Below are 23,317 nucleotides of genomic sequence, written 5' to 3' on the forward strand. Positions count from 1 at the left end.
TTATTGGCGATAATCAGATCATCATCTTCATAGACAAATACTGCGGGCGGCAAAGGCTTTTTTTCTAATTGATCGTCATTCAGGAATAACCGGATGACATCGCCGTTCTGCACACGTGTAGCCAACGGCTGTTTTTTGCCATTCAGTTTGATTTTGTTTTCTCTTAAGGCTTTATTCAGACGTCCCAAATTCAAAGCAGGGTACTGTTCCATCAGATACTTATCCAGTCTGACAGGTAACAGACTTTTAACATACAATTCTTTCATTTTGTTGTCAACTCCTGATTCCACAAAACGGTGGCATCTTCAATATCCAGTGTTACCATCAACCAACCGGGGTCACTGTCATCCAGTTTTGTGATTCTATACATTTGCCCGTCGGCGCAAATATAGGTTGCTCCTTCCAATTTGCTGCGTGCAAAAGGAGAGTCTGCAAAACAAACGGTCTGTTTGGTAGAATCCAGAACGCCGCGGTTCCAAAGGGCGTCGGTATAATCGGCAAGGCGAAGAGGATAATTTTCATCATACGGGGTACAAAGATTATCAAATGAGCGCCCTTGCAGTCCCGGAGCAATTACATACCAGTTGGAAGCGCCATCTGAACTGGAGACTTTTCCGCACCAGGCACTATTGCGAACGGGTTCTACCGACTGAAGAAAAGCGCCTTCTTCCTCAAACAAATACAAAGTATCATCCCGCAGGTTACCGGAGGCAAGTTCCTGCAAAACAACCGCGCGTTCGGATTCCAGTGCGGCAGCGTCATAACGCGCTGCAAAGGGGTCATTTGTTGTCATGCCGTTGTCAGCCGCAAACAGCGCAAGGTGAAGCGCATCATCCTGAATCCCTTGCACAGACTCCAAGTGGTCGTAGCTTTGTGCGGACTGCCAGAAGTCACTTTCCAGTCCGGAAGGGAACGCAGGGCTTTGCGTGGCCGATACCATATCCTGGTGTCGCTGGACCATGCCTGGGCTGACGTCCCAGATTTGAACCAACGCCAGCAGAGAAACCATAACGATCGGGCGAGGAAGCCGTACAGTTCCGACGAAAGCGAAAAGTAGAAGGAGGTGATAGACCGGCCAGAACAAACGACCACCGGAACGGAAAACAGAAAACAGCTGAATCAAAGAAGCCGGCAACGGAAAGGTGAAAAGTGTGACGCCGTTTGCCGTGACCACATGGCTGATTGCGAACAAAGTTAAAATTACGCATACAGCCAGCAGAGCCCAATGCTTGCGCAAGAAACAAAGGAACCGGCGGAAATTCCCAATCAACAAAAGAGGCACCGCAATCAATACACCAAGTCCAAGATAAGCAAATGCATCATAGTTACCATTGAGCTGGTTCTGGGCAGGCAAGACACGGCTGTAAATGGTGCCGTTTACACCCATGGGATTCCATAAAGCGTTCAGATTCATGGAAAAATATCCGTACAAGGCCTGCCCGCCACTGGTAGCTGTACCGTAAAACAGCCCCAGGAGCCATCCCAGCAGAAGCGTGCATATCAAATCAGCTGTCAGATAAAGGACGGGGCCTTTCCAGCGATGAGTCGAAACCACATGTTCCAAAAGCAGTGCAAATGTAATGGCGTAAGTCATTGGTACAAAATAGGGATGGATACCAATGGCCAGGATATTGAGAAAAAACAGGCCTTTGGAAGCAAATCGCCCCTGGCGACGGGCACGGAAATAAAAATATAAGGCAGCCAAAATCAACCACTGCGCACCCAAGGAAGTGTGACGAAAAGCTCTTTCGTACAAAATAGGGCTGCTCACAAACAGCAAATCTCCCAGCAGGGGAAGGACAACTGAGTTTGAGGTAAAAAGCCCGCACAAAGCTGCGCCAAATGCCCCCTGCAGTGCAAAGCAAACCAAGGTGAACCACCCAAAGTATTGGAAGGTGCCCCCCAGCCAGTTGGCCAGAGGTCGGCAAAGAGCAGCGACCAACGGAATTGAATCGGTATAAGCAATACTTACTCCGGACGGCGCATTGATGGACTGCGTGACGCAAAGAGGGAAGCCTTGCGCATTTTGCCGACAAAACAGCCACCCGGCATAATGCTGCTGAATGTCTTTTTCCATATAACCGCCGCGGCAGAAGGTGTCGTTGGTTACATCCAACGGCGTAAATCCATACACCAAAAGAAAGGCCAGTATGCCCAGTATGGCACCGCCGATCAATAGTTGTAAAGTACGGCTTGGCGCCTTTTGCTGTAACATTTTTTTCGCCTCCGTGCACAGAAAACTTCGTATCAGTATACCATACCGGCGGCATTTCTTCAATCCGCATTGACATTTTGGCAGGGGTGCTGTAAAATATTAATAATATGCCGCCGTGGCGGAACTGGCAGACGCAAGGGACTTAAAATCCCTCGGTAGTGATACCGTACCGGTTCGATCCCGGTCGGCGGCATACAACCGCAGCACGCCTTTTCAGGCGTGCTGCGGTTTTTTGTAAAATGTAACTTCGCGGTCTTTGCCAATGAAAGTTCCATACAAATGGTGTATAGTTTTTCATTTTTTTATCTTTTTTATGGTGAATTGCAGGAGAAAATGCTTGTTTCTTCAGCACGAATCGTATATAATGTAGTGTATGCCTGCGAATGCGTCAAAATAGAGGGGATGCAGCAGGAAATTAAGAAATAGGGGGAAATGTTATGGCAGACTATTTGGCAATGGACCGCGATGCCCTGACCGCTGAAAAGGCTCAGCTGGAGGCAGAGTACAAAAAGTTCCAGAATATGGGGCTCAAACTCAATATGGCGCGCGGCAAACCGGGCCCTCATCAGATGGATCTGGCTATGGATCTGTTGAAGATGGATGATTATACCACCGATGATGGCTTTGATGCACGTAACTACGGCAACCTGGAAGGCCTGTATGAGGCGCGGGAACTGTTTGCCGATGTGATGGGAACCAAGGCCGAGGAAACCTTTGTGGGTGGCAACTCCAGCCTGCAGCTGATGTATAACCTGATGGCGATCGGCTTTATGTTCGGTTACCCCGAATCTTCCTGCCCCTGGTCCCAGGTAGAAAAGCGCAAATTCCTGTGCCCCGTGCCGGGTTATGACCGCCATTTTGCCATCACCGAAGAAATGGGCTTTGAGATGATCAACGTTCCCATGACCGAGAACGGCCCCGACATGGATATGGTTGAGAAGCTGGTGGCGGAAGACGATACCATCAAGGGCATCTGGTGTGTTCCGCAGTATTCCAACCCGGACGGTTATACCTACAGCGATGAAACGATCCGCCGTTTTGCGTCCATGAAGACTGCCGCACCGGACTTCAAGATTTTCTGGGATGAGGCATACATTGTTCATCACTTGACGGACGAAATCATCGAAACCCCGGTGCTGTTGAACGAAAGCAAAAAGTACGGTACGGAAGACCGTGTTTTCATGTTCACGTCCACCAGCAAGATCACCTTCCCGGGCGCCGGTGTTTCGGCGTTCGCCTGCAGCGAGAACTCCATGAAGTACATCTGCAAGCGGTTCTCTGCAATGATCATCAGCTACGATAAGATGAACCAACTGCGGCATGTTCGCTTCCTGAAAAATCGTGAGGGTGTATTGGCGCACATGGCCAAACATCGCCGCCGCCTGGTGCCGTGCTTTGACGCGGTTAAGACGACCTTTGCCGAGGAGCTGACGCCCTGCGGGAATATCGCCCACTGGACCAATCCCAAAGGCGGTTATTTCATCAGCCTGTATGTTATGCCCGGTTGTGCCAAACGTGTGGCGCAGCTTTGCAAGGAGTGCGGCCTGACGCTGACCGGCGCGGGTTCTGCCTATCCTTACCATAAGGACCCCGATGACTCTCATCTGCGCATTGCGCCGACGTATCCGAGCCTGGATGAGGTCGAAACTGCTTCCGCTCTGCTGTGCGTCTGTGTGCGCCTGGCTGTAGTAGAAAAACTGCTGGCTGATCAGCAGTAATAAAATATCCCGCCCGCTGGTGCGGGCAAAGTGTTGGAGGTTTCTATGAACAAGCGAGGGAAGTCATGGCCGCTGTTCGTCGTGGCGATTTTGATTGTTGTATTTTCCCTGACGGCCATTCTGGGTGTAAGCTATCAGTACGGTGACACCAAGACTGTCTATGTAAAAGGTGCATCGGACATCCGCTTCGGTATTGATATCCGCGGCGGTGTGGATGTTACTTTCATGCCGGATGGCGATGTGGATGCAACGCCCGAGCAGATGAATGCCGCAAAGACCGTTATCGAGGATCGTCTTGTCGGTCTGGGCATCACTGACTATGAAAGCTATGTAGACAGCAACAAAGATCGAATTATTGTTCGCTTCCCCTGGAAAACCGGCGAATCGGACTTTAATCCGCAAACCGCTATCGATGAGATCGGTACAACGGCGCAGATGGTGTTCCGCAAGGGCTCCACGGTTGACGGGGAAGCGATTCTGAGCGGTGATGATGTCACCTCGGCAAATGCAGCCTACAGTGAAATGGACGGCTGGGTGGTACAGCTCAAGTTCAGCAGCGAAGGTGCACAGGCTTTCGCAGAAGCGACTACCGAATTGGCCGAAAGTGGGGACCCCATTTCCATCTGGCTGGATGACGAAAATATTTCCACTGCTTCTGTTGATGAGGCCATCACCGGCGGTGAAGCCATCATCAAAGGCAACTTTGATCAGGAAAGCGCCGCCACGCTGGCCAACCAGATCAACTCCGGTGCACTGCCCTTCGCGCTTTCTGCAGAAAGCTATTCTACCATCAGCCCGACCCTGGGTGCTCGCAGCCTGGAAGTTATGGTCCTGGCTGGCATTGTGGCCTTTGTGCTGGTTGCCGTACTGATGATTGTACGGTATCGCTTGCCCGGTACCATTGCAACTGTTTCCTTGCTTGGTCAGGTCTGCGCAACGTTGGCGGTTGTTTCCGGTTATTTCAGTGTGTTCCCGGGTTCTACGCTGACGCTGCCCGGTATTGCCGGTATTATTTTGGGTATCGGCATGGGCGTTGACGCCAACGTTATTACGGCGGAACGCATCAAGGAAGAACTTTCCAAAAACAAAACGCTTGATGGTGCTGTAAAGAGCGGCTTCAAGATGGGCCTTACGCCTATTATTGACGGTAACGTGACCATTGTGATTGTTGCTGCCATCCTGATGGGCGCTTTTGGACCGACGGATGGTTTCTGGGCCAAGGTGTTCAATCCCATCTTCTTCTGGTTTGGCCCCTCTACGGCCGGTACGGTCTATTCTTTCGGCTTCACCTTGCTGACAAGTGTGTTGCTCAACTTTGTCTTTGGTGTGTGGGCAACCCGCGTTATGATCCGCGGCGCTATCCACTGCAAAGCACTCCGCAACCCTTGGCTGTATGGCGGCAAAAAAGAGGGCGGTGCAGATTACAAAACGCCCGCTATCAATTTTGTCGGTAATCGCAAAAAGTTCTATACTTTCTCCTGCTGCGTTATCGCCATCGTTCTTGTGTTCTCTGCCGTGTTCGGCGTCAAAATGGACGTGGAATTCAAGGGCGGTTCCATGATCACGCTTTCCTATGAAGGGGATGCGGATCTGGATGCTTTGAAAGCAACCGTCGGGGAAGAACTTGGTCAGAGCAATCTGACGCTGCAGACCGGTGCAGATATCTCCGGCAGTCAGACACTGACCATTACTCTTCCCGGCAGCGAAACACTTACTACCGATCAGTTGGATGGTTTGCTCACCACATTGAATACCCAATACCCCGATAACCAGTTTACACAGAGCGAAGTCAGCAATGTGGACGCCACCATCGGTAAGGAATTCCTGCTCAAGAGTGTGGTCGCCCTTATTGCAGCCTGTGTATTGATCCTGTTGTATGTGGCTTACCGTTTCCGCCGGATCGGTGGTCTCAAAGCTGGTGCAACAGCTGTGGTCGCGCTGCTTCACGACATGTTCATCATCTTTGGTGTTTTTGTTCTGCTGCGCATTCCTTTGAATGGCAACTTCATTGCTGCGATGCTGACGATTCTGGGCTACTCCATCAACGATACGGTTGTTATTTATGACCGTATCCGCGAGAACAGCGCGCTGTTTGGCAAGAAGCAGATGGGTCTGAAAGAGCTGGTAAACCTCTCTGTAAACCAGAGCTTCTTCCGTTCTTTGATGACTTCCATCACCACTTGTTTGGCGCTGGGTGTTATTTGCGTTGTGTCGGTTGTTTACCGCCTGGATAGTATTTACACCTTCGCATTCCCGCTTCTCTTCGGTATGATCAGTGGTGTATACAGCACGATTTGCATTGCTACTCCGCTGTGGGTCGATTGGAAAATACGGAAAAAGACGCCGTCTAAAAAGAAGGCCTGACGGCACGCCAAGAGGAGGACACTCTGACATGAAATGCCCGTATTGCGGTGAAATTGATTCCAAGGTTATTGATTCCCGTCCTACGGAGGACGGCGAAAAGATCCGCCGCCGTCGTGAATGCCTGAACTGTAAAAAGCGTTTTACGACGTATGAAATTGTGGAAACAGTCCCTTTGATGGTTGTGAAAAAAGATCACTCCCGCGAAGTGTTCGATCGTCAGAAACTGTTGAACGGTATGCTTCGTGCCTGCGAAAAACGCCCCGTAAGTTACCAGCAGCTGGATGATGCCGTCAGTCGGATTGAACAGATGCTTCTCAATTCCTACGATCGGGAAGTGACGTCTATTCACATCGGCGATCTTGCCATGCAGGAACTGAAGAAAATGGACGATGTCGCTTATGTGCGTTTTGCCTCAGTCTATCGGCAGTTCAGCGATGTCAATACCTTTATGGAAGAATTGAAGGATATGCTGGACACCCGTTCAAAACCAGCCGAAAAATGATTGCTTGATTTGTCGAATCTGGGTTTTGGCGCGTGCCGTTTCCACCGAGAGATCTGCAAAGTTGTCTTTTGACGTGTAAGCTGGGAGTGTGGCAAGCGTCTGGTTCAATTGATCGATCAGATTCCTTCTGATGACCAATACCCAAACGTTGCTACAGCGTTCTGCCAATTGGGCGGCGGCTTGAAATTCCCGCTGCGCTTCTGTGTAGTTTTCGCTTTCTGCTAAATAGTAAGCGTGATCTAAAGCAGAATTGAGCTGATGGGTGCTATTTTGCAAATAGCTGTCAGCGACCCACAGCGCAATGCTTAAAAAAAGCAACAACGCTACAGCATACCAATTTCGGTTCACTGTAAATCCTTTCCAGACCACCCCTTTGGGGTGGTCTTTTTTTGTACCAGCAGAATTTCTTTTCCGTTGTATAAAAACAGTAAAACCTCTTTACGAGACATTTGGTGTTCGGTCAGAACACGGTCCAACCATTCGTCATCAACATCAAGGGCATCCAGATTCTCTTGAAATAAGGCATCATCGACCAGGATGGGCAGCATGGGCGGGGCTTCTCCCGGCGCCGGTTTCAAAGCCGTACTGATATGGCCGTTTGGTTCTACTACGCCCCACAAAACATCCTCCGGCGAAAAAACATCTTTGCCGCGTAAAGCTTCCGTCAGATCTCCGGCTGTGATTCGCAGCCGAGTAAGCGCGGATTGAATAATTTTGCCATTGCGAATAACAGTGACCGGCTTTCCAAACAGAATTCTGGCATAAGCAGGGCTCAGGCATGCAAGAGTAGAACTGAAAATTTCAAGAATCGTAAGCAGAAAGATCAAACCAAGGCTAGCCAGCAAAGGAAGATCAGGCTCATCAATACAAATAGAAGCCACGTTGGATACCAGCAAGGTAGTTACCAGTTCGGAAGGCTGTAACTCGCCCAACTGACGTTTTCCCATCAAACGAAGTGCTCCAACCACGGTGATATATACAACCACTGTCCGAAAAACCGCCGAAAGCATAAACCAGCCTCCTTATATTTTTCCCGTTTTGGGCAACACTACTTTTTGACGAGGGGGAGTTTTATGAAGCAAGGAAAAAAACTGGATACTTCTTTGGATAAAAATCTATCCACATTGAAAAATATTTTTGGCGCGTCAGGGGACTTCTATACCAAAAATATGGCAATCAGCGGGATACCTTGTGCGATTGCTATGTTTACGGGTCTTTCTTCTCCGGAAAAGTTGTGCCATTTGGCCTTGGAGATGTTGGACCGAGATCCCGTGATGCTGGGAGGAAGCAAAGGACTCTGCCAGTATCTTTTATCCCAGAGCCTGGTCCCGGCAGAACCAAATCCGATTGAGGATTGGGACGCCCTCATCGAGATGCTTGCCAACGGAATGACCATACTTCTGATTGACGGTTGCCAACAGGCAGTGGCCTTTTCCACGCAAGAAATGCCGCAGCGATCCATCAGCACCCCAACAGGCGAGGGGAATATGCGCGGGTCTCAGGAAGCGTTTACAGAACTGCTGCGCAACAATATCTCTCTGATTCGCCGGCAATTTCGTTCCGGCTCGTTGGTTGCCGAGATTTATACGGCGAAAACACGAACCAAAACAGAATATTGCCTGTGTTATGATCGAACTCTTGCTCCAAAAGAAACCATCGATGCGCTTCGCAACCGTCTGGCGGAAATCGAGCTTCCGGTGTTGTTAGACAGTGCATATTTTTCTTCCTTTTTAAAACAGGACAAGCTGAACCTTTTTCCTGCTGCTGCGTACACAGAACGCCCGGCTACTGTTTGCGCGCGTCTTTGCGAAGGCAAAGCAGTGGTGCTTGTATCTGGGTGCCCTTACGCATTGGTAGTACCGAGTTTTTTTGCCGAACATTTTGAGTGTCTGGATGATTATGCATCCGGGGCGGTATTTTCCGGTGTGATCCGCCTTTTGAAATATGTGGCTTTCATTTTGGCTGTGTTTGGGCCGGGATTGTATGTTATGGCGGTTTCTTTTGCACCGGAAATTATCCCAGTACAGCTTCTTACCAAACTGGCGCAGGCAGAAACAGCTACGCCATTACCACCCATGCTGGAGATGCTCAGCGTAACACTGCTTTTGGAAATTGTTCGTGAAGCCGGACTTCGAGCGCCACAGTCCATAAGTCACACAGTAAGCCTGGTGGGGGCACTGATCATAGGCGAAACAGCAGTTTCCGCCGGGATTGTCAGTGTACCGGTGCTCACCATGGCGGCGGCGGCTACCATTGCAACATTGGCGGTGCCGTCCCTTTATGAGCAATCCATTCTTTTTCGCTTTGCGGTGATCATATTGGCCGGCATATTTGGGGTACTGGGAATCGCCAGTTCAGCGTTGATTATTTTGGCAATGGCTTGCGGAAGTGAGCCGTTCGGTTATGACTACCTGTATCCGTTGATGCCTCTGTCGCGCATTTCTTGGCGGGACGGGTTTGTACGCAGCATATGGTCGAGCCTGGCAAAATCCGGGGAGGTGATTGGCAAGGATGAAACGTAATTGCCCCAGCCTGCTTGCCGCCTTGACGGTGGGGGTTTTGGTGAATGTTTTGCTCCGGTACCAAAGTGCCTATTGGCCGCGTGCAGGGGTGGCGACGCTGGTGTTTTGTGCCCCGCTGTTGGCGTTGACCGGTCGACTGTTTTCGGCGGCCTGGCGCTCTGGAGAAAATCCTTTGTTTCGGGTTTTGTTTGCGATATTACTTTTTTATACTTCCGCCCTGGAATTGTTGCGCTTTTGGGATTTGTCCAAGCGATTGTACCCCGGGGTTCTGTCGTTGACAGCTATCTGCTTTATGACTCTTTTACCGGTGATCTATCTTCGCCGTGTTTCGGCTATTTCCCAGACAGCCCATGTGGTTCTTTGTCTGCTAATTTTGGCTACAACGTTTATGCTGTTGACAGTGCTGCCACATTTACGCCTGACCAATTTGCAGGTAAAACCATTGACATTATCCGATTTTTCTGCAGCCGCAAAAGAACAACTTTTTCTCTATCCGGAATATTTACTCCCGGCGTTTTTGCCTGATCAGGCTAAAACGCCGCGCCATCCCTTGCTTAGGGTAGCGGTATCAGCCTTGGCGTTTGACGTAGGAATTCATTTTGTTTTGGAACTGTTTTACGGTGCGGCGCTTCCTCTCTGTGTCGATCCTGTTCACGCGGTGGCACGCTGCGGAGCATTGTCGATCTTTAACCGGTTGGAAAGCCTGCAATTGATTTTGTGGGCTATGGCTATTACCTTGAAATTGGCTCTCTACCTGTATGGAATTTCGCTGCTTTTGATTCCGGGCACTAAAAACGCAACTTCGGTTCGATTGCAAAGTTTCCCGTTGTATTTTGCCGGACTATGGCTTTTGTGTGCTTTTCTTCACAAAACAGACCTGCAGGCGGCCATGCAAACGCGCAGTACACTCACATGGCTTTTGGTGGTTTTGGTGGCGATGGGAGGTGTTGCATCATGGCTTTGCAAAAAGCTAAAGCGCTGCTTCTGAGCGCCTGTTTGCTGGTGGGACTGATTTTGAGCGGATGTAGCGGGCAGCCGTTGGCTCAACGGGAGATTGTACGGGGAATACTTTTTACGCGGCAAAATGCACGCTATTCAGCTTGTCTGGTTGTGGCAGACCAGGGAGCAGATTCATCTCAAGGGGAGCAGATCAAAATTGCGGCAGCACAGGGAAAAACGCCGGCGCAAGCACTTCAATATGCAGAAGATAGCTTGTCCGGTGATGCCTATTATGGATTGCTGGATCTTCTTGCTTTACCAGCAAACTCTAACTGGCAAGAAGCTTGCTCTATTGGCTTGCTTTTATACAAAAATGTGCAGCCGGCTCCGGAAGTTTCGGTTTTTGTTTTAAGTCCTGAGCCGATTCAAAGTTGGGCGAAACAAGGGCCGACTTTATACCAAAACTTGAAGTCGCTCGAGAAAACGTATGGTATTCATTGCGGGTTACAGCAGTTGTTTACACAGGAAAACAGCTCCGCAATTCCCGGTTACACAGCCGAAAGCGGATATGCTTTTCTTCTTCTGGGAAAAAACGCCGCTTCCGTTCGCTGTAAAGGTCTAACAGGAGCGCAATTGGCCGCAGTTTTGTGTGGACAGACCAAAGAGATGTATGGTACCTTTTGGGAAGGGCAAGCGGTTTGCCGAACGCGTGCACACGTTACCGTCGAGGGAAACCAGGTACAACTCCATCTGCGTGATACCGAACTGCAAGCATTGACCGATTCGGTGACAGACCTTGAAAATATGCTTGCCCGGGAACTGGAAGAATCTTTTGCATATTTGTACCGCCAAACAAAAAAAGCAGGCACAGACCCCTTTCATCTTGATTTCTGGCAGGCGTGTCTTTACGGTCCGGGCAGCGTAGCAACCGATCCGGAACTTCGAGTCATATTTGAATAAAAACGTCCCCAGACAAGCGTCACATCTTGTCTGGGGACGTTTTCTTTGCAAATTTATTGCAAGGTGCTGGGCCGAGAAATATAAATCAGGTTGGTATCGGCAATAAAGGTCTGAAAGTTATACAAAATCAGAATTTGATCGTAGCCTTCTTTTTCAATGGTGGAGTCCAGGCCGTATTTGAAGTTCCGGAAATCTATAACGCCGATCTTTGCATAATTTTCGGTCAGGTAGGGGATAAAGCTGTTGGCGTAACTGTCTTTTACAACCAAAATACTTCCGGTACCGTTCCCTTCAATAACAGAGTATCCGTTGTTTCCATCCAGGAATGCTGCGTACTTATCGCGCGTTTCGAACTTTTCGGTATTGATCAGATTTTCTGTGGTTTCAGCTTCGTATTGTGCTTCTCCCGTGATTCGATAGATGGTCATAGGATTGTCGAGCGGATAGTAGGTGATCGAGTCGTTCTCTACATTCCAAAGGCGCGTGGCAGAATAGTGGGTTCCCTGGAAATCTTCCACTACAACAGACTCGTGTGCCGAACGATCAAAAGGCTCCAGACCTTTCAAAGCACAGAACTGCTGGTAGGCAAGGTAGGCACCGTTAGGAGTCCAGTGGTGGTCTGTTTTGAAATAGAGGTAATCTTGCTTATTGGCAGTAAAGGTATCCCGCAAGTCAAGAACATCAGCGTTCTGACCAATCTGAGAAAAGATTTCATCCAACATGGCGTCTTCGTTGACCATCGGAGCACCAACCGGCAAATTTTCCGGATAAATCACACTGGCGGAGGGGGCCAACAGGAAGGTTACTTTTCCCGGATATTTGGCGGCAAAATCCGAAACAGCCTGGATGTTTTTGTCCAGTTGCTTTTGCGTAGATTCGTCGATGGTAAACAATTTTGTGAACATCCAGTGGTCTTTGCCCAGCAGAATCCCACCTTCTTCTACTTTCTGGAATACGATTTCGTCTGTTGCGCGTTGGGTGTTGATCCATTGGTCACGCAGCAAAAACTGGTCCTGCATCCAATTGGCAAAGGAAGTCTGCCAGCTTCCGTCCAGCAGGCCGTCTACGGAAAGCGCGGGGAATTGAGCAGCCTTGCGATTTTCCAGTTCAATTTGCGTGCGCTTGGGGGCCAGAATATTGATAAGCGACACCCCGAAAAGAACCAGGGCACTGAGCGCCAACAAGGGATAGAACGCCTGACGTCCCTTTTTTCGGTAGATTACTTTCGACATACAGAACATCCTTCCTTTTTAGAAATTGGCATACAGGGCGGTGGCGTTAGTAGCTGCCACAACATAGGCGATGCACATAATTATCAGTACCGCGAAGAGGAAAAGCTTGAGCGGTGTGCAACGGCTGATCTTTTGCCACAGCCAACGGGGGAAAGCGGAGGAACAAATACATCCCAAAATCAGCAGAACACCATAGTTCCGCAGATAGTAGACCGGAGAAATGCCTCCCTGGAATACGAACAGCTTCCGCATCAAAAGCGCAAGGGGAGCACCCGGTTGGTTTGCTGTGAAAATACCCCAGCCCAGCACCACAAAGAACAATGTGTAAAGGTGAGGCCAGACACGGCCTTTTTTCAGGTATTTCAAAAGGAACAGTTTCTCTACCGTCAACAATACAAAGTAATAAAGCCCCCAGCAGATAAAATTCCAACTGGCGCCATGCCAGATTCCGGTAGCAGCCCAAACCAACAGCATATTGAGCAATTGACGCGCTTTGCCTTTTCGGTTTCCGCCCAGGGGAATATAAATATAGTCACGGAACCAGCTGGACAGCGAAATATGCCATCTGCGCCAGAACTCGGTGATACTTCCGGAAATGTACGGTAAATCAAAGTTGATGGGGCAGTCAAAACCCAGCATGGCAGCAAGGCCGTTGCTCATCTCACTGTAACCTGCAAAGTCGAAGTAAAGTTGCAGGGAATAGGCGATAATCCCCAGCCAGGCCAGCGGAGTAGATACATTGGCAAGGCCGATACCACCGTTTCCGATAATATCTGTCCATAGCGCACCGATCGAATCTGCGAGAATCACCTTTTTGGCCAGGCCGAAAACGAAAAGTTCCACGCCGTGCTCAATTTGCGGCAAGGTGCAGCGCCCCTTGGTTTTATGCAGCTGATCGGCCATGTCGCGGTATTTCACAATCGGACCGACAATCAGCTGGGGGAAGAATAAAACGTAGCAGGAGAAAGTAAGCAGATTTCTTTCTGCTTTTACTTTGCTGGTGTATACATCCACTTCATAACTAATGATTTTGAAGATGTAATAACTGATGCCCAGCGGAAGTACATCACCGATTTTCAGTGTGGCAATACCAAAATTGGTGATCTGGTTGAGGGTATCAATCAGGAAGTTGGCATACTTAAAGTATACAAGAACACCGAGATTGACAAGCACCGCGACCAGGGGCATAAAACCGCGAAGCTTGGTGCCCAATACAGATGTGAGCAAGCCCCAGATGTAGTTGAACAGGATCAGGCATACGATCAAGGGTAAAAAGGTGATACCGGTCCAGCAATAAAAAATGAGGCTTTCCGCCAAAAGAACCAGATTTTTGGCTCGGCCTGGTGCGATATAATACACCAGCAGGGATAGCGGCAAAAAGCAGAACAAGAATACCACACTGTTGAAGACCATGTACATACTCCTTGTTGGTTATTACACCAACAGGCCGTTACCGAAAGAGGTAGCGGCCTGTTGAAATCCATTGTGCGGCAGAAGGACTTAGAAGTTAAGCGCCGTCTCCAAGGCGGTATCGATGGCGCCGTAGTCGCCGCCGATGCTGGCAATCACGATCGCCACATAGTTGCCGTTGGTAACGATGCGGGCATCCTGGGCCATGGCAATTTTATCGGCAAATTCTGCGTACATATCGTTGGCCGTCAGGCTCTCTTTGTATGCCTGCAGTTCGGCTTCAACATCGGCAGCTTTGCCTTCCTTGGCCTGCGCCACAAAAACAAGACCGCAGTCGGCCTGATCGTTGGTCACATCGCCTTTATAAGCAACCAGGTTGTCCATCGTCAGCATAAGTTCGTTTTCGACAGAAAAATCATCCAGCGCTCTCGGATTGGCAATGGGATTGACCGCTTCCAGCGCGGAAACAGCGCTCTCCAAGTTTTCTGTTTGAGCCACCTCGGTCGTTTCTTCTGTTTCCGAAGTGGTTTCCGAACTTACGGAATCGGATGCGGCAGAGGAGGTCTGCTCACTGGTGGAAGCGCTCTCCGAAGCAGAAGAGGAATTTGTGCAGCCTGCCAACAGGATCGCGGCACACAAAATAATAGGAAGCAACTTTTTCATAGGAATCAATCTCCTTCTATTTTGAGTCGTATTGTACAACCCGTATGGATTATACGGCATTCAAAAATGCGATTGGAATACTTTATTAGAATACACTATTTCAGCTGTTTTTTCAACCCATTTTGGTCGAATCCCGGCGTGAAAAAGTATGCTGCGATTGTAAATTTTTTTCGCTCTTGACAAATCCCGGGAATTTGCCGTACACTCCGAAGTAAGAACGCCGAAAAAAGGAGAAAGGGTAGATGCGAAATTCCCGTGCAAAAGAAGTTGCTCTTACAGGAATGCTGTTTGCGTTGGCGATAGCCTTGTCCTGGCTGGAATCTTGCTTGGCGCCCATTTTAGGGCTGATTCCTGCTTTGAAATTGGGACTTTCCAATATTGTTGTGATGTATGCGCTGCTTTTTTTACGTACCAGAACTGCGTTTATGCTGGTTTTGTTAAAGGCGTTATTCGCGTTTTTGACACGGGGCGTAACAGCGGGAATTCTTTCGGCCTGCGGCGGTGTGCTTTCCTTTTTGGTTTTATGGAGCCTTTTGCATCTTCCGTTTACTGTAAGCGACTATATTTTCTGCGTTTGCGGTGCGCTGGCCCACAATGTAGGGCAGCTTGCGGCAGCTTCCTTCATATTATCCAGCGCTATGGCGTTAGCGTATGCACCGGTTCTTTTGGTAGCGGGGATTGTGGTCGGCGGCATAAGCTGTCTGTTGACCAGGGCACTGTTCACATCCCTTCCCAAGGAAATCACACAGCACAGGAGGAAAAACAACCTTTTTCAAAAATAAGAATTTTTCTTAAAATTTCAGAAACTCTATTGACATTGTAGGAATATGAAGTTATAATAACAGCAAAGACACAGGAATGCGTCTTAGGAGCTTAAGAATTTACAGGAGGCTATTGATTATGACGAAATACGTTTGCACTGTCTGCGGTTATATCGCCGAAGGTTCCATCCCCGAGTTCTGCCCCGTCTGCAAGGCGCCGGCTTCCAAGTTCATTGAAAAGAAAGAAAACACCTATGTGACCGAGCATGTGGTTGGCATTGCCAAGGATGCTCCGGAAGAAATCATCCAGGGTCTGCGCGAGAACTTCAACGGTGAGTGCAGCGAAGTTGGCATGTACCTGGCCATGAGCCGCGTTGCCGACCGCGAAGGTTACCCCGAAATCGCCGAAGCCTGGAAGCGTTACGCTTTCGAGGAGGCTGAGCATGCCTCCAAGTTTGCTGAGCTGCTGGGCGAAGTGCTGACCGACAGCACCCAGAAGAACCTGCAGATGCGCGTTGACGCCGAGTGCGGCGCCTGCGCTGGCAAGATGGACATCGCCAAGAAGGCGAAGGAGCTGGGCCTGGATGCAATCCATGACACCGTTCATGAGATGGCAAAGGACGAAGCTCGTCATGGCCGTGGCATGCAGGGCCTGCTGGACCGCTACTTCAAATAATGTAAGCCGAAAGGCTTAATCGGGGCCGGAGCTTATGCTCCGGCTCCTTTTCTATAAAAGAAAAGTCGTTTTTTTATTGCCCACGGCAGGCAAAAAAGCGCCCCTGTTTGTCACAGGCCGCGTAAAACACTTCCGTACGCTGTCCGATTCCCAATTTATGAAGCTGCGCATTCAGCCAGTTTTCATCCCGGCCTGCAGCCTTCAGGTTGTCGCTCATCAAGCGCCCGTCCAAGATTAGATCGTACCATGCGCTGGTTTCTTCCGGTACAATTTGAAGGTCTTGCGGCGTAGCGGGACGGCAATCGCTTTTGGGTAAAAAGCTGATTTGCCCATTGTTTTCCAGAATGGCAGTCTGAATTTCGTTGGGATCAAAATATCCGGCTATACGGGCTTGCCCCAAAAATTCATTTAAGTCAATGGTTGCGCGCCGGAGATTCTCTTTGAGAATTACACCATTGTTCATTAAAATAACGGATCGCCCACTCCAGAATGTCCGCAGTGCAATACTCTTGCAGGCAGATATCTCCACCGCCCAGGTAACAACACCGTAGACAAGAAGAGCGGTAAAAGAACGATACCAGGCTTCCAGATTGGTAGCCATTTCCGCGGCGATGGAACCTACGGTTACAGCGTTGAGATAGTCAAAGGGGCTCATCTGTGCAATTTGCCTTTTACCGCCCCATCGGGTGATCAAAAACATCATTCCTAAAGAAAAGATACTGGTCAACGCGACCTGACCGATTTCTGCAAAAATCTGTTGCATAAACGCCCTCCTGTGTCAGGTATTTTGGGCATACAGCTAACAGTTTATCCCACCCCCTTGCACTTTTTGCAAGAAAAAGTTACAATGTATACTACTTGTATTCATGCAAAGAAAAAGGGAGGCGGCTGCGATTCGGTATTTGTTTATTGTCAATCCTACCGCAGGTAAAGAGGATGCCAGCGTCACCCTGCTTCCGAGGATTCGGGAAGCCGCTGAAAGAGCGGGAATTCAACCGACAATTGCCGTAACCCGGCATGCCGGACACGCCCGGGAAATAGCAGCAGCTTGTGCCTCCAGTGGTGAGCCTGTCCGGATTTACGCGTGCGGCGGGGACGGGACCATGAACGAGGTCCTGCAGGAAGCCGCCGGACAGGAGAACCTGTTTGTGGGATGCATTCCCTGCGGGAGCGGTAACGATTACGTCCGGAATTTTGGAACGCCGGCTGATTTTTTGGATCTGGACGCACAAATTGCAGCAGAAGCCTACCCGGCCGATTTGATTCGCACGCCCCAGGGATATGGTATTGATATCTATGCGGCGGGAATTGATGCCCAGGTTGCCAACGGGATTCCCAAATGGCGGCGTATGCCTCTGTGCGGAGGTACAACCGCCTATACACTGTCAATTCTGGAAGCTGTATGCAGCACATTCCGTCATAGATTGTACATTAAAACCGATACGCTGGAATTTGAAGGTACGTATATGATGCTTGCGATCTGCAACGCACAAATGTACGGCGGCGGCTATTGCGCTGCACCTTATGCCAGCATGGATGATGGTCTTTTGGACGTGGTGCTTCTGAAACCTGTACCCCGTCTGCGCCTGGCAGGGCTTTTGCAAGGGTATCGCCACGGCAAACATTTGGCTGCGGACGGTACCGTAACAAAGGCTTTTCGTCCATATATGACCTTTTTGCGAACCACGACAATTGATATTCAGGTGTTGGATCAAAACCCGTTGATCACAACACTGGACGGGGAATGTTCGCCCCAACTGAATCTGCACGCTGAGGTGGCGCGGCGCAGCATTCGGATTCTTCTGCCGCCAAAACTCGCACAAAATGCGCCTGTCTTGCAGGCTATGGGAGAGTAAGCATGTCTGAAAAAGTAAAAGTTAAAATTGCACGAAATGTAATTCATCTGCCTGCCATTGCGCTGCGTGGTCTGGTGGTGTTCCCTAATAATGTTGTTCATTTCGAAGTAGGGCGCCCCAAATCCATCGCCGCCATTGAAGCCGCCATGCACAGCAACAGCAATGTGTTCTTGGTTGCGCAGCGGGAAATGGATGTGGAGGATCCCGCAGTGCGCGATCTTTACGCGTATGGCGTGATTGCCGAAATCAAGCAGGTGCTGCGCGTTTCCGACGAGCTAGTAAAAGTTCTTGTAGAAGGCAAGACCCGTGCACGACTGGTAGAACTGATTGACGGAGAAAAATATCTGCAGGCCACGGTGCGTCCTGTCCCGGTTCGTGGTATCGGCGCCGACAAGCGTACCCAGACCGAAGCGCTTGTGCGGAGTTTGAAGGAATGTTTCGAAACCTACCTGTCTTACAGCCCGCAGATCTCCAAGGACGTTGTGTATAATATTGTGACGTCCACCAGCCCCCTGTATCTCAGCGAATATATGCCTGCCAATCTTCTGCTCAAGTATGAGGACAAGCAGGCGATTCTGAATGAGTCCACCTTGCTGGGCCGCCTGGAAAAGCTGCTGACACTGCTTCGTCAGGAGTGCCAGGTTCTGGAAATTGAACGGGATCTGGATGACAAGGTCAACGCCCAGATGGACAAAGGCCAGCGGGAATACTATCTCCGTGAGCAGATGCACATCATCAGCGAAGAACTGGGCGACGCGGAGGATACCCGGGCCGAGGCGGAAACCTACCGCAAAAAGATCGAAGCGCTGAATCTGGACAGTGAGTCCACCGAGAAGCTCCTGAAAGAGTGCGATCGGTTGGCACGTATGCAGGCAAACTCTGCCGAGAGCGGCGTAATTCGCAGCTATCTGGATGCTTGCCTGGCTTTGCCGTGGCACATCACGACCGAAGATAATCTGGATCAGACGCATGCCAAGAAGGTGCTGGACCGTGAGCACTACGGCCTGCAGAAGGTGAAAGAGCGAATCCTGGAACTTCTGGCCGTTCGCAAACTGAACACGGATGTCAAAGGACAGATCGTTTGCCTTGTGGGCCCTCCGGGTGTCGGCAAAACCAGCATTGCGCATTCCGTCGCAGAATGTATGGGCCGTAAATTTGCCCGCATGAGTTTGGGCGGCGTACATGACGAAGCTGAAATCCGCGGTCACCGGCGCACCTATATTGGAGCAATGCCGGGCCGGATCATCAGTGCCATCACCACGGCAAAATCCAGCAATCCCGTGATTTTGCTGGACGAAATCGATAAGCTGGCCGGCGATTATAAGGGTGATCCCTCCAGTGCGCTGTTGGAGGTCTTGGACCCGGAACAGAACTGCACTTTCAAGGACAATTATTTGGATATTCCCTTCGATTTGAGCGAGGTCCTGTTCATTACTACCGCAAATGATGCCTCCACCATTCCCGGGCCGCTGTATGATCGTATGGACGTAATCGAACTGCCCAGCTATACCCGGACCGAGAAGTTCAACATCGCCAAGAAGCACCTGCTGCCCAAGCAGCTGAAAAACAACGGTCTGGACGGACGGGTCACACTCACTTCCAGTGCGCTGTATGAAATCATTGATGGATATACCCGGGAAGCGGGTGTGCGCACCCTGGAACGCACCATTACCGCTGTACTGCGGAAATGCGCTCAGCGCATCGCGGCAGGGGAGAAGGATAAGATCAGTGTTTCTGCCTCTACGGTAAAAGCTCTGCTGGGACCGGAAAAAGTAAAACCGACCTTTATTTCCCGTAAGGATGCCGTTGGCATTGCCAATGGCCTTGCCTGGACCAGCGTCGGCGGAGAGATGCTTCCGGTGGAAGTAGCCGTCATCCAGGGCGGTTCCGGGAAGATCGAAATTACCGGAAGCCTCGGCGACGTCATGAAGGAAAGTGCCAAACTGGCGATCAGTTATGCCCGCGTTCATGGCGAAGAGTACGGCATCACCCCGGACAGCCTGAAAAACACGGATATTCATATCCATGCACCGGAAGGCGCTGTCCCCAAAGACGGACCTTCTGCAGGCGTCACCTTGACTACAGCACTGATCTCAGCACTTTCCGGGATTCCTGTACGCCATGATCTTGCCATGACCGGAGAGATTACGCTGCACGGCAATGTACTTCCCATCGGTGGCTTGAAAGAAAAGAGCATGGCTGCTTTCCGGGAAGGCATTTCGACCGTTCTGATTCCTAAGGATAACGAAAGCGACCTGTTTGAAGTGGATGCTGAAGTCAAACAGAAAATTCACTTTGTTCCGGTGAACCACCTGTCGCAGGTACTCAAGCAGGCACTGTTGCTTCCGGGGCATACGTCTTCTCGAAACACGCCTGCAGTACCGCAAGCAACCAGCCTGATTGCCAACGATCAGCCCGCCAAAGAGCCGGCTGCAGTCATGTGAAAGGATTTCCATGAACTATAATAACTGCCAATTTTTGGCCTCTTATGGCCTTTCCCGCCAGCTGCCGGACAGCGACCGGCCGGAGATTGTGTTTTCCGGTCGATCCAACGTCGGCAAATCCAGCCTGATCAACAAGCTGTGCAACCGGAAAAACCTGGCACGTGTCAGTTCTACGCCGGGAAAAACGGCTACCATCAATTTTTATAAGGCGGATACTGCCTATTTTGTGGATCTGCCCGGGTATGGCTATGCCAAGGTGTCCAACGCGGACCGTGCGCGGTGGGATGAACTGATCAACAGCTATTTTGAAGCAGATCGGGCCGTCTGCCTGCTGATCCAGCTGCTGGACTGCCGTCACGCCCCCAGTGCAGATGACGTTCAGATGTTGGAATACCTTCGCTACCACAACATTCCGTTTGTGGCCGCACTGACAAAGGCGGACAAATTGAAAAAGTCCGAGCTGGCAACCCGTCAGACGGAATTTGAGAGCCTTTGTGAGCCTTACGGCTGCCAGGGAGTGTTCCTTACCAGTGCCGAGAACGGCTATGGAATGGACGCTCTGCGCGCCTGCCTGGAGCAGCACCTGAATGGAGCGACCGGCGATGGCGTATAACGAGTTTGCCTATTTTTACGACGAACTGAACGGAGAAGCGGATTATGATGCCCTTTTTCGTTATGTTCAAAAAGAATTGTCCGCACATGGTGTAACCGATGGAATTCTGGCAGATCTTGGATGCGGCACAGGCGACCTGACGCTGATGCTGACCCAGGCCGGGTATGATGTGATCGGTATTGATCAGTCGGAAGAAATGCTTGGCGTTTTGCGGGATAAAGCCGATGAACTGAGACTGACCGGGCAGCTGCTTTTGCTGCGTCAGGATTTGTTGGAACTGGATTTATACGGGACAATACGGGCAGCTGTATCAACATTTGATACATTCAGCCACATCGGCCCTCTGGAACGGTTTGAGCAGGCAATCCGAAAAGCTGCCTATTTTATGGAAAAAGACGGTGTGTTTATTTTTGATTTAAATACGCCATATAAACATCAGAAGATCCTGGCAGGGCAGACCTTTGACATTGAGGCGGAGGACGCACTATGTCATTGGACCAATCAGTATGACGAAGCAACGGGACGGGTGGATATTTCCATTGACATTGCTTATCAGGATACAGGGGAACATTTCCGGGAATCCTTCTGTGAGTACAGTTATCCCTTGGATACTGTAGAAACCCTGTTGGAACGTTACGGTTTTCGGGTTGCAAAAGTTGCAGACGGAGAAGATTTTGGGCCGGTGCGGCCGGATAGCCCGCGTTGGATCATCACAGCAATCAAGCAGTATACCCAGGAGGAAAAAAACTAAATGGAACAGAATCACAATATGCTGCGCGGAATTTCTGAGAACGGCGGCGTTGTATTTTATGGCGTGGATTCTACCGAGATGGTGCGCGAGATGGAGCGGCTGCACAAGACCAGCGCTGTGACAACCGCAGCTCTTGGCCGCCTGCTGACGGCCACTTCCATGATGGGCATTATGTTGAAGAGCACGCAGGATTCTATTACGGTGCAGATCAAAGGCGGCGGCCCTGTTGGGCGTCTGCTGGCTGTTTCGGATGGCACCGGTAACGTCAAGGGGTACGTAGAGCACCCGATTGTGGAACTTCCTCCGCGTGAAGACGGTCATTTGAATGTAGGGGCCGCGGTTGGCCGGGACGGTACGCTGGATGTGATCCGTGATCTGGGTCTGCGGGAACCTTATATTGGCCAGGTGCCGCTGACCACCGGTGAGATTGCCGAGGATATTACATCTTACTTTGCAATCAGCGAGCAGGTACCTACCGTATGCGCGCTGGGTGTACTGGTAGACACCGACCTGAGCGTGCGCTGTGCCGGCGGATTCATTGTTCAGCTGCTGCCCGGTGCAACGGAACAGGAAATCGATTTACTGGAAAAGAACATCAAGGCTATGCCCAGCGTAACCACTATGTTGGAAGAAGGCAAGACTGTACGAGATATGCTGGATATGGCACTGGATGGATTCCAGCCGGATATTCTGGACAGTTACCATGTGACATACCGCTGCGACTGCAGTTTGGAACGCGTAGAAGGAATGCTGCACAGTTTGGGAAAAAAAGAAGTAGAAAAACTTCGCGATGAAGATCCCGTTGCAGAGGTGAATTGCCAGTTTTGCGACAAAATCTACCGTGTAGACTTGAATGAGCTCTTGAAAAACTGGCCTTCCAACGAAGAAAAAATGCCGAAAGAAAAAAGTTGAAAAAAATCTCAAAAAAATTCGAAAAAGTAGTTGACAAATGCGTCGGGGTTGTATATAATAATACCCGTCGCCCGGAGAGAGCGGCTGAGCAAAACTCTCCGATACATGCGGCCGTAGCTCATCTGGTAGAGCGCCACCTTGCCAAGGTGGAGGTAGCGAGTTCGAGCCTCGTCGGCCGCTCCATTGCGGAAGTTTAGCTCAGCTGGGAGAGCATCTGCCTTACAAGCAGAGGGTCAGCGGTTCGAGCCCGTTAACTTCCACCATTTGGCCCGGTAGTTCAGTTGGTTAGAACGCTAGCCTGTCACGCTAGAGGTCGTCAGTTCGAGCCTGATTCGGGTCGCCATTTGCCTCTGTAGCTCAGTCGGTAGAGCAGGGGACTGAAAATCCCCGTGTCATTGGTTCGATTCCGATCGGAGGCACCAAGGTTCTTGTACATTCTTACCTTAAGAATGTACATTATGCGGCCGTAGCTCATCTGGTAGAGCGCCACCTTGCCAAGGTGGAGGTAGCGAGTTCGAGCCTCGTCGGCCGCTCCAACAAACAGTGGAAACCGGCTCCAAAAGCCGGTTTTTCACTCATTATGGTGACGTGGCCAAGCGGTAAGGCAAGGGTCTGCAAAACCCTCATTCACCAGTTCAAATCTGGTCGTCACCTCCAAAAAGCGTCACTGAAAAGTGACGCTTTTTTGTTTGACCGCTTATCGAATAAGGAGTCTTGTATGCTACATCTTTACTGGGGCGATGGCAAAGGAAAAACAACCGCCGCCATGGGCCTGGCGC

The 23,317-nt window shown here is 50.3% G+C and carries 20 protein-coding genes, 7 tRNA genes and 1 pseudogene; 20 read left to right on the forward strand and 8 right to left on the reverse strand.

Annotation, left to right across the window (positions count from 1 at the left end; genetic code table 11):
* A pseudogene (locus tag H6B10_RS02710) lies at window positions 1-266 on the reverse strand (RluA family pseudouridine synthase); the annotation flags it as partial.
* Window positions 263-2,215 carry a DUF6311 domain-containing protein gene (locus H6B10_RS02715; protein ID WP_204649414.1) on the reverse strand — a complete coding sequence of 651 codons (1,953 nt, stop codon included), beginning with the start codon at window positions 2,213-2,215 and terminating at the stop codon, window positions 263-265. The pseudogene H6B10_RS02710 and the gene H6B10_RS02715, both read right to left, overlap by 4 nt.
* 109 nt (window positions 2,216-2,324) lie before the next feature.
* On the opposite strand from H6B10_RS02715, the gene H6B10_RS02720 reads away from it, so the two are divergent.
* The 4 genes from H6B10_RS02720 to nrdR all read left to right on the forward strand — a co-directional run bounded on the left by H6B10_RS02720 (window position 2,325) and on the right by nrdR (window position 6,799).
* Window positions 2,325-2,408, forward strand: a tRNA-Leu gene (locus tag H6B10_RS02720).
* A gap of 244 nt (window positions 2,409-2,652) precedes the next feature.
* A complete protein-coding gene (locus H6B10_RS02725) occupies window positions 2,653-3,933 on the forward strand; it encodes an aminotransferase class I/II-fold pyridoxal phosphate-dependent enzyme (RefSeq protein ID WP_204649416.1) in 1,281 nt (426 codons plus the stop codon).
* Window positions 3,934-3,978: 45 nt separating this feature from the next.
* Window positions 3,979-6,297: a protein translocase subunit SecF gene (gene secF, locus H6B10_RS02730; RefSeq protein WP_204649418.1), complete on the forward strand. Its 2,319-nt coding sequence runs from the start codon at window positions 3,979-3,981 to the stop codon at window positions 6,295-6,297.
* A 28-nt stretch (window positions 6,298-6,325) separates the two neighbouring features.
* Entirely contained in the window at window positions 6,326-6,799 is a 474-nt protein-coding gene (gene nrdR, locus H6B10_RS02735; protein ID WP_204649419.1) for a transcriptional regulator NrdR, read from the forward strand.
* On the opposite strand, the gene H6B10_RS02740 is transcribed toward nrdR, so the two are convergent.
* Together H6B10_RS02740 and H6B10_RS02745 are read right to left on the reverse strand one after the other, a co-directional pair.
* Window positions 6,779-7,147 carry a DUF4363 family protein gene (locus H6B10_RS02740; RefSeq protein WP_204649421.1) on the reverse strand — a complete coding sequence of 123 codons (369 nt, stop codon included), beginning with the start codon at window positions 7,145-7,147 and terminating at the stop codon, window positions 6,779-6,781. The genes nrdR and H6B10_RS02740 overlap by 21 nt on opposite strands.
* Complete coding sequence (locus tag H6B10_RS02745; protein WP_204649423.1) at window positions 7,144-7,809, reverse strand: DUF421 domain-containing protein; 666 nt, start codon at window positions 7,807-7,809, stop codon at window positions 7,144-7,146. Before H6B10_RS02745 ends, H6B10_RS02740 begins: the two co-directional genes overlap by 4 nt.
* Before the next feature lie 63 nt (window positions 7,810-7,872).
* On the opposite strand from H6B10_RS02745, the gene H6B10_RS02750 reads away from it, so the two are divergent.
* Genes H6B10_RS02750 through H6B10_RS02760 form a run of 3 tightly spaced genes read left to right on the forward strand, consistent with a single transcriptional unit; the run spans window position 7,873 to window position 11,220 of the window.
* Entirely contained in the window at window positions 7,873-9,321 is a 1,449-nt protein-coding gene (locus tag H6B10_RS02750) for a spore germination protein (RefSeq protein ID WP_204649425.1), read from the forward strand.
* Window positions 9,311-10,309, forward strand: a complete 999-nt coding sequence (locus tag H6B10_RS02755) for a hypothetical protein (RefSeq protein WP_204649427.1) — start codon at window positions 9,311-9,313, stop codon at window positions 10,307-10,309. Before H6B10_RS02750 ends, H6B10_RS02755 begins: the two co-directional genes overlap by 11 nt.
* A complete protein-coding gene (locus H6B10_RS02760) occupies window positions 10,276-11,220 on the forward strand; it encodes a hypothetical protein (protein ID WP_204649429.1) in 945 nt (314 codons plus the stop codon). Before H6B10_RS02755 ends, H6B10_RS02760 begins: the two co-directional genes overlap by 34 nt.
* 53 nt (window positions 11,221-11,273) lie before the next feature.
* Here H6B10_RS02760 and H6B10_RS02765 read toward each other — a convergent pair whose 3' ends face one another.
* The 3 genes from H6B10_RS02765 to H6B10_RS02775 form a co-directional block, all read right to left on the reverse strand.
* Window positions 11,274-12,452, reverse strand: coding sequence for a DHHW family protein (locus tag H6B10_RS02765; protein ID WP_204649431.1), 1,179 nt, complete (start codon window positions 12,450-12,452; stop codon window positions 11,274-11,276).
* 18 nt (window positions 12,453-12,470) lie between these two features.
* A complete protein-coding gene (locus tag H6B10_RS02770) occupies window positions 12,471-13,865 on the reverse strand; it encodes an MBOAT family O-acyltransferase (RefSeq protein ID WP_204649433.1) in 1,395 nt (464 codons plus the stop codon).
* An 87-nt stretch (window positions 13,866-13,952) separates the two neighbouring features.
* On the reverse strand, window positions 13,953-14,525 hold the full coding sequence (locus H6B10_RS02775) for a DUF4358 domain-containing protein (protein ID WP_204649435.1): 573 nt from the start codon (window positions 14,523-14,525) through the stop codon (window positions 13,953-13,955).
* A gap of 242 nt (window positions 14,526-14,767) precedes the next feature.
* Between H6B10_RS02775 and H6B10_RS02780 the strand changes: the two genes are divergently transcribed.
* Together H6B10_RS02780 and H6B10_RS02785 are read left to right on the forward strand one after the other, a co-directional pair.
* Entirely contained in the window at window positions 14,768-15,307 is a 540-nt protein-coding gene (locus H6B10_RS02780) for a Gx transporter family protein (RefSeq protein ID WP_243427225.1), read from the forward strand.
* A gap of 118 nt (window positions 15,308-15,425) precedes the next feature.
* Entirely contained in the window at window positions 15,426-15,962 is a 537-nt protein-coding gene (locus tag H6B10_RS02785) for an NADH peroxidase (protein ID WP_204649437.1), read from the forward strand.
* Between the two features lie 73 nt (window positions 15,963-16,035).
* Here the strand turns inward: H6B10_RS02785 and H6B10_RS02790 are convergent, their stop codons facing one another.
* Window positions 16,036-16,725 carry a DUF421 domain-containing protein gene (locus H6B10_RS02790; protein WP_204649439.1) on the reverse strand — a complete coding sequence of 230 codons (690 nt, stop codon included), beginning with the start codon at window positions 16,723-16,725 and terminating at the stop codon, window positions 16,036-16,038.
* A 103-nt stretch (window positions 16,726-16,828) separates the two neighbouring features.
* Between H6B10_RS02790 and H6B10_RS02795 the strand changes: the two genes are divergently transcribed.
* The 11 genes from H6B10_RS02795 (at window position 16,829) to H6B10_RS02845 (ending at window position 23,195) form a co-directional block, all read left to right on the forward strand.
* Window positions 16,829-17,818 carry a diacylglycerol/lipid kinase family protein gene (locus H6B10_RS02795; RefSeq protein ID WP_243427226.1) on the forward strand — a complete coding sequence of 330 codons (990 nt, stop codon included), beginning with the start codon at window positions 16,829-16,831 and terminating at the stop codon, window positions 17,816-17,818.
* A gap of 2 nt (window positions 17,819-17,820) precedes the next feature.
* Window positions 17,821-20,262, forward strand: coding sequence for an endopeptidase La (lon, locus tag H6B10_RS02800; RefSeq protein WP_204649444.1), 2,442 nt, complete (start codon window positions 17,821-17,823; stop codon window positions 20,260-20,262).
* A 10-nt stretch (window positions 20,263-20,272) separates the two neighbouring features.
* Complete coding sequence (yihA, locus tag H6B10_RS02805; protein WP_204649446.1) at window positions 20,273-20,875, forward strand: ribosome biogenesis GTP-binding protein YihA/YsxC; 603 nt, start codon at window positions 20,273-20,275, stop codon at window positions 20,873-20,875.
* Complete coding sequence (locus H6B10_RS02810; protein WP_204649448.1) at window positions 20,865-21,626, forward strand: class I SAM-dependent DNA methyltransferase; 762 nt, start codon at window positions 20,865-20,867, stop codon at window positions 21,624-21,626. The genes yihA and H6B10_RS02810 overlap by 11 nt, the downstream gene beginning before the upstream one ends.
* Complete coding sequence (gene hslO, locus H6B10_RS02815; RefSeq protein WP_204649450.1) at window positions 21,627-22,538, forward strand: Hsp33 family molecular chaperone HslO; 912 nt, start codon at window positions 21,627-21,629, stop codon at window positions 22,536-22,538.
* 107 nt (window positions 22,539-22,645) lie between these two features.
* Window positions 22,646-22,721: transfer RNA gene (locus H6B10_RS02820), tRNA-Gly, on the forward strand.
* Between the two features lie 4 nt (window positions 22,722-22,725).
* A tRNA-Val gene (locus tag H6B10_RS02825) sits at window positions 22,726-22,801 on the forward strand.
* A 3-nt stretch (window positions 22,802-22,804) separates the two neighbouring features.
* Window positions 22,805-22,881 (forward strand) — tRNA-Asp (locus H6B10_RS02830).
* Window positions 22,882-22,884: 3 nt separating this feature from the next.
* Window positions 22,885-22,960, forward strand: a tRNA-Phe gene (locus H6B10_RS02835).
* Between the two features lie 38 nt (window positions 22,961-22,998).
* Window positions 22,999-23,074, forward strand: a tRNA-Gly gene (locus H6B10_RS02840).
* Window positions 23,075-23,120: 46 nt separating this feature from the next.
* Window positions 23,121-23,195: transfer RNA gene (locus H6B10_RS02845), tRNA-Cys, on the forward strand.
* Window positions 23,196-23,317: the final 122 nt, after the last annotated feature.

Source organism: Gemmiger formicilis (genome assembly GCF_016901605.1).
Lineage (GTDB): Bacteria > Bacillota > Clostridia > Oscillospirales > Ruminococcaceae > Gemmiger > Gemmiger formicilis_B.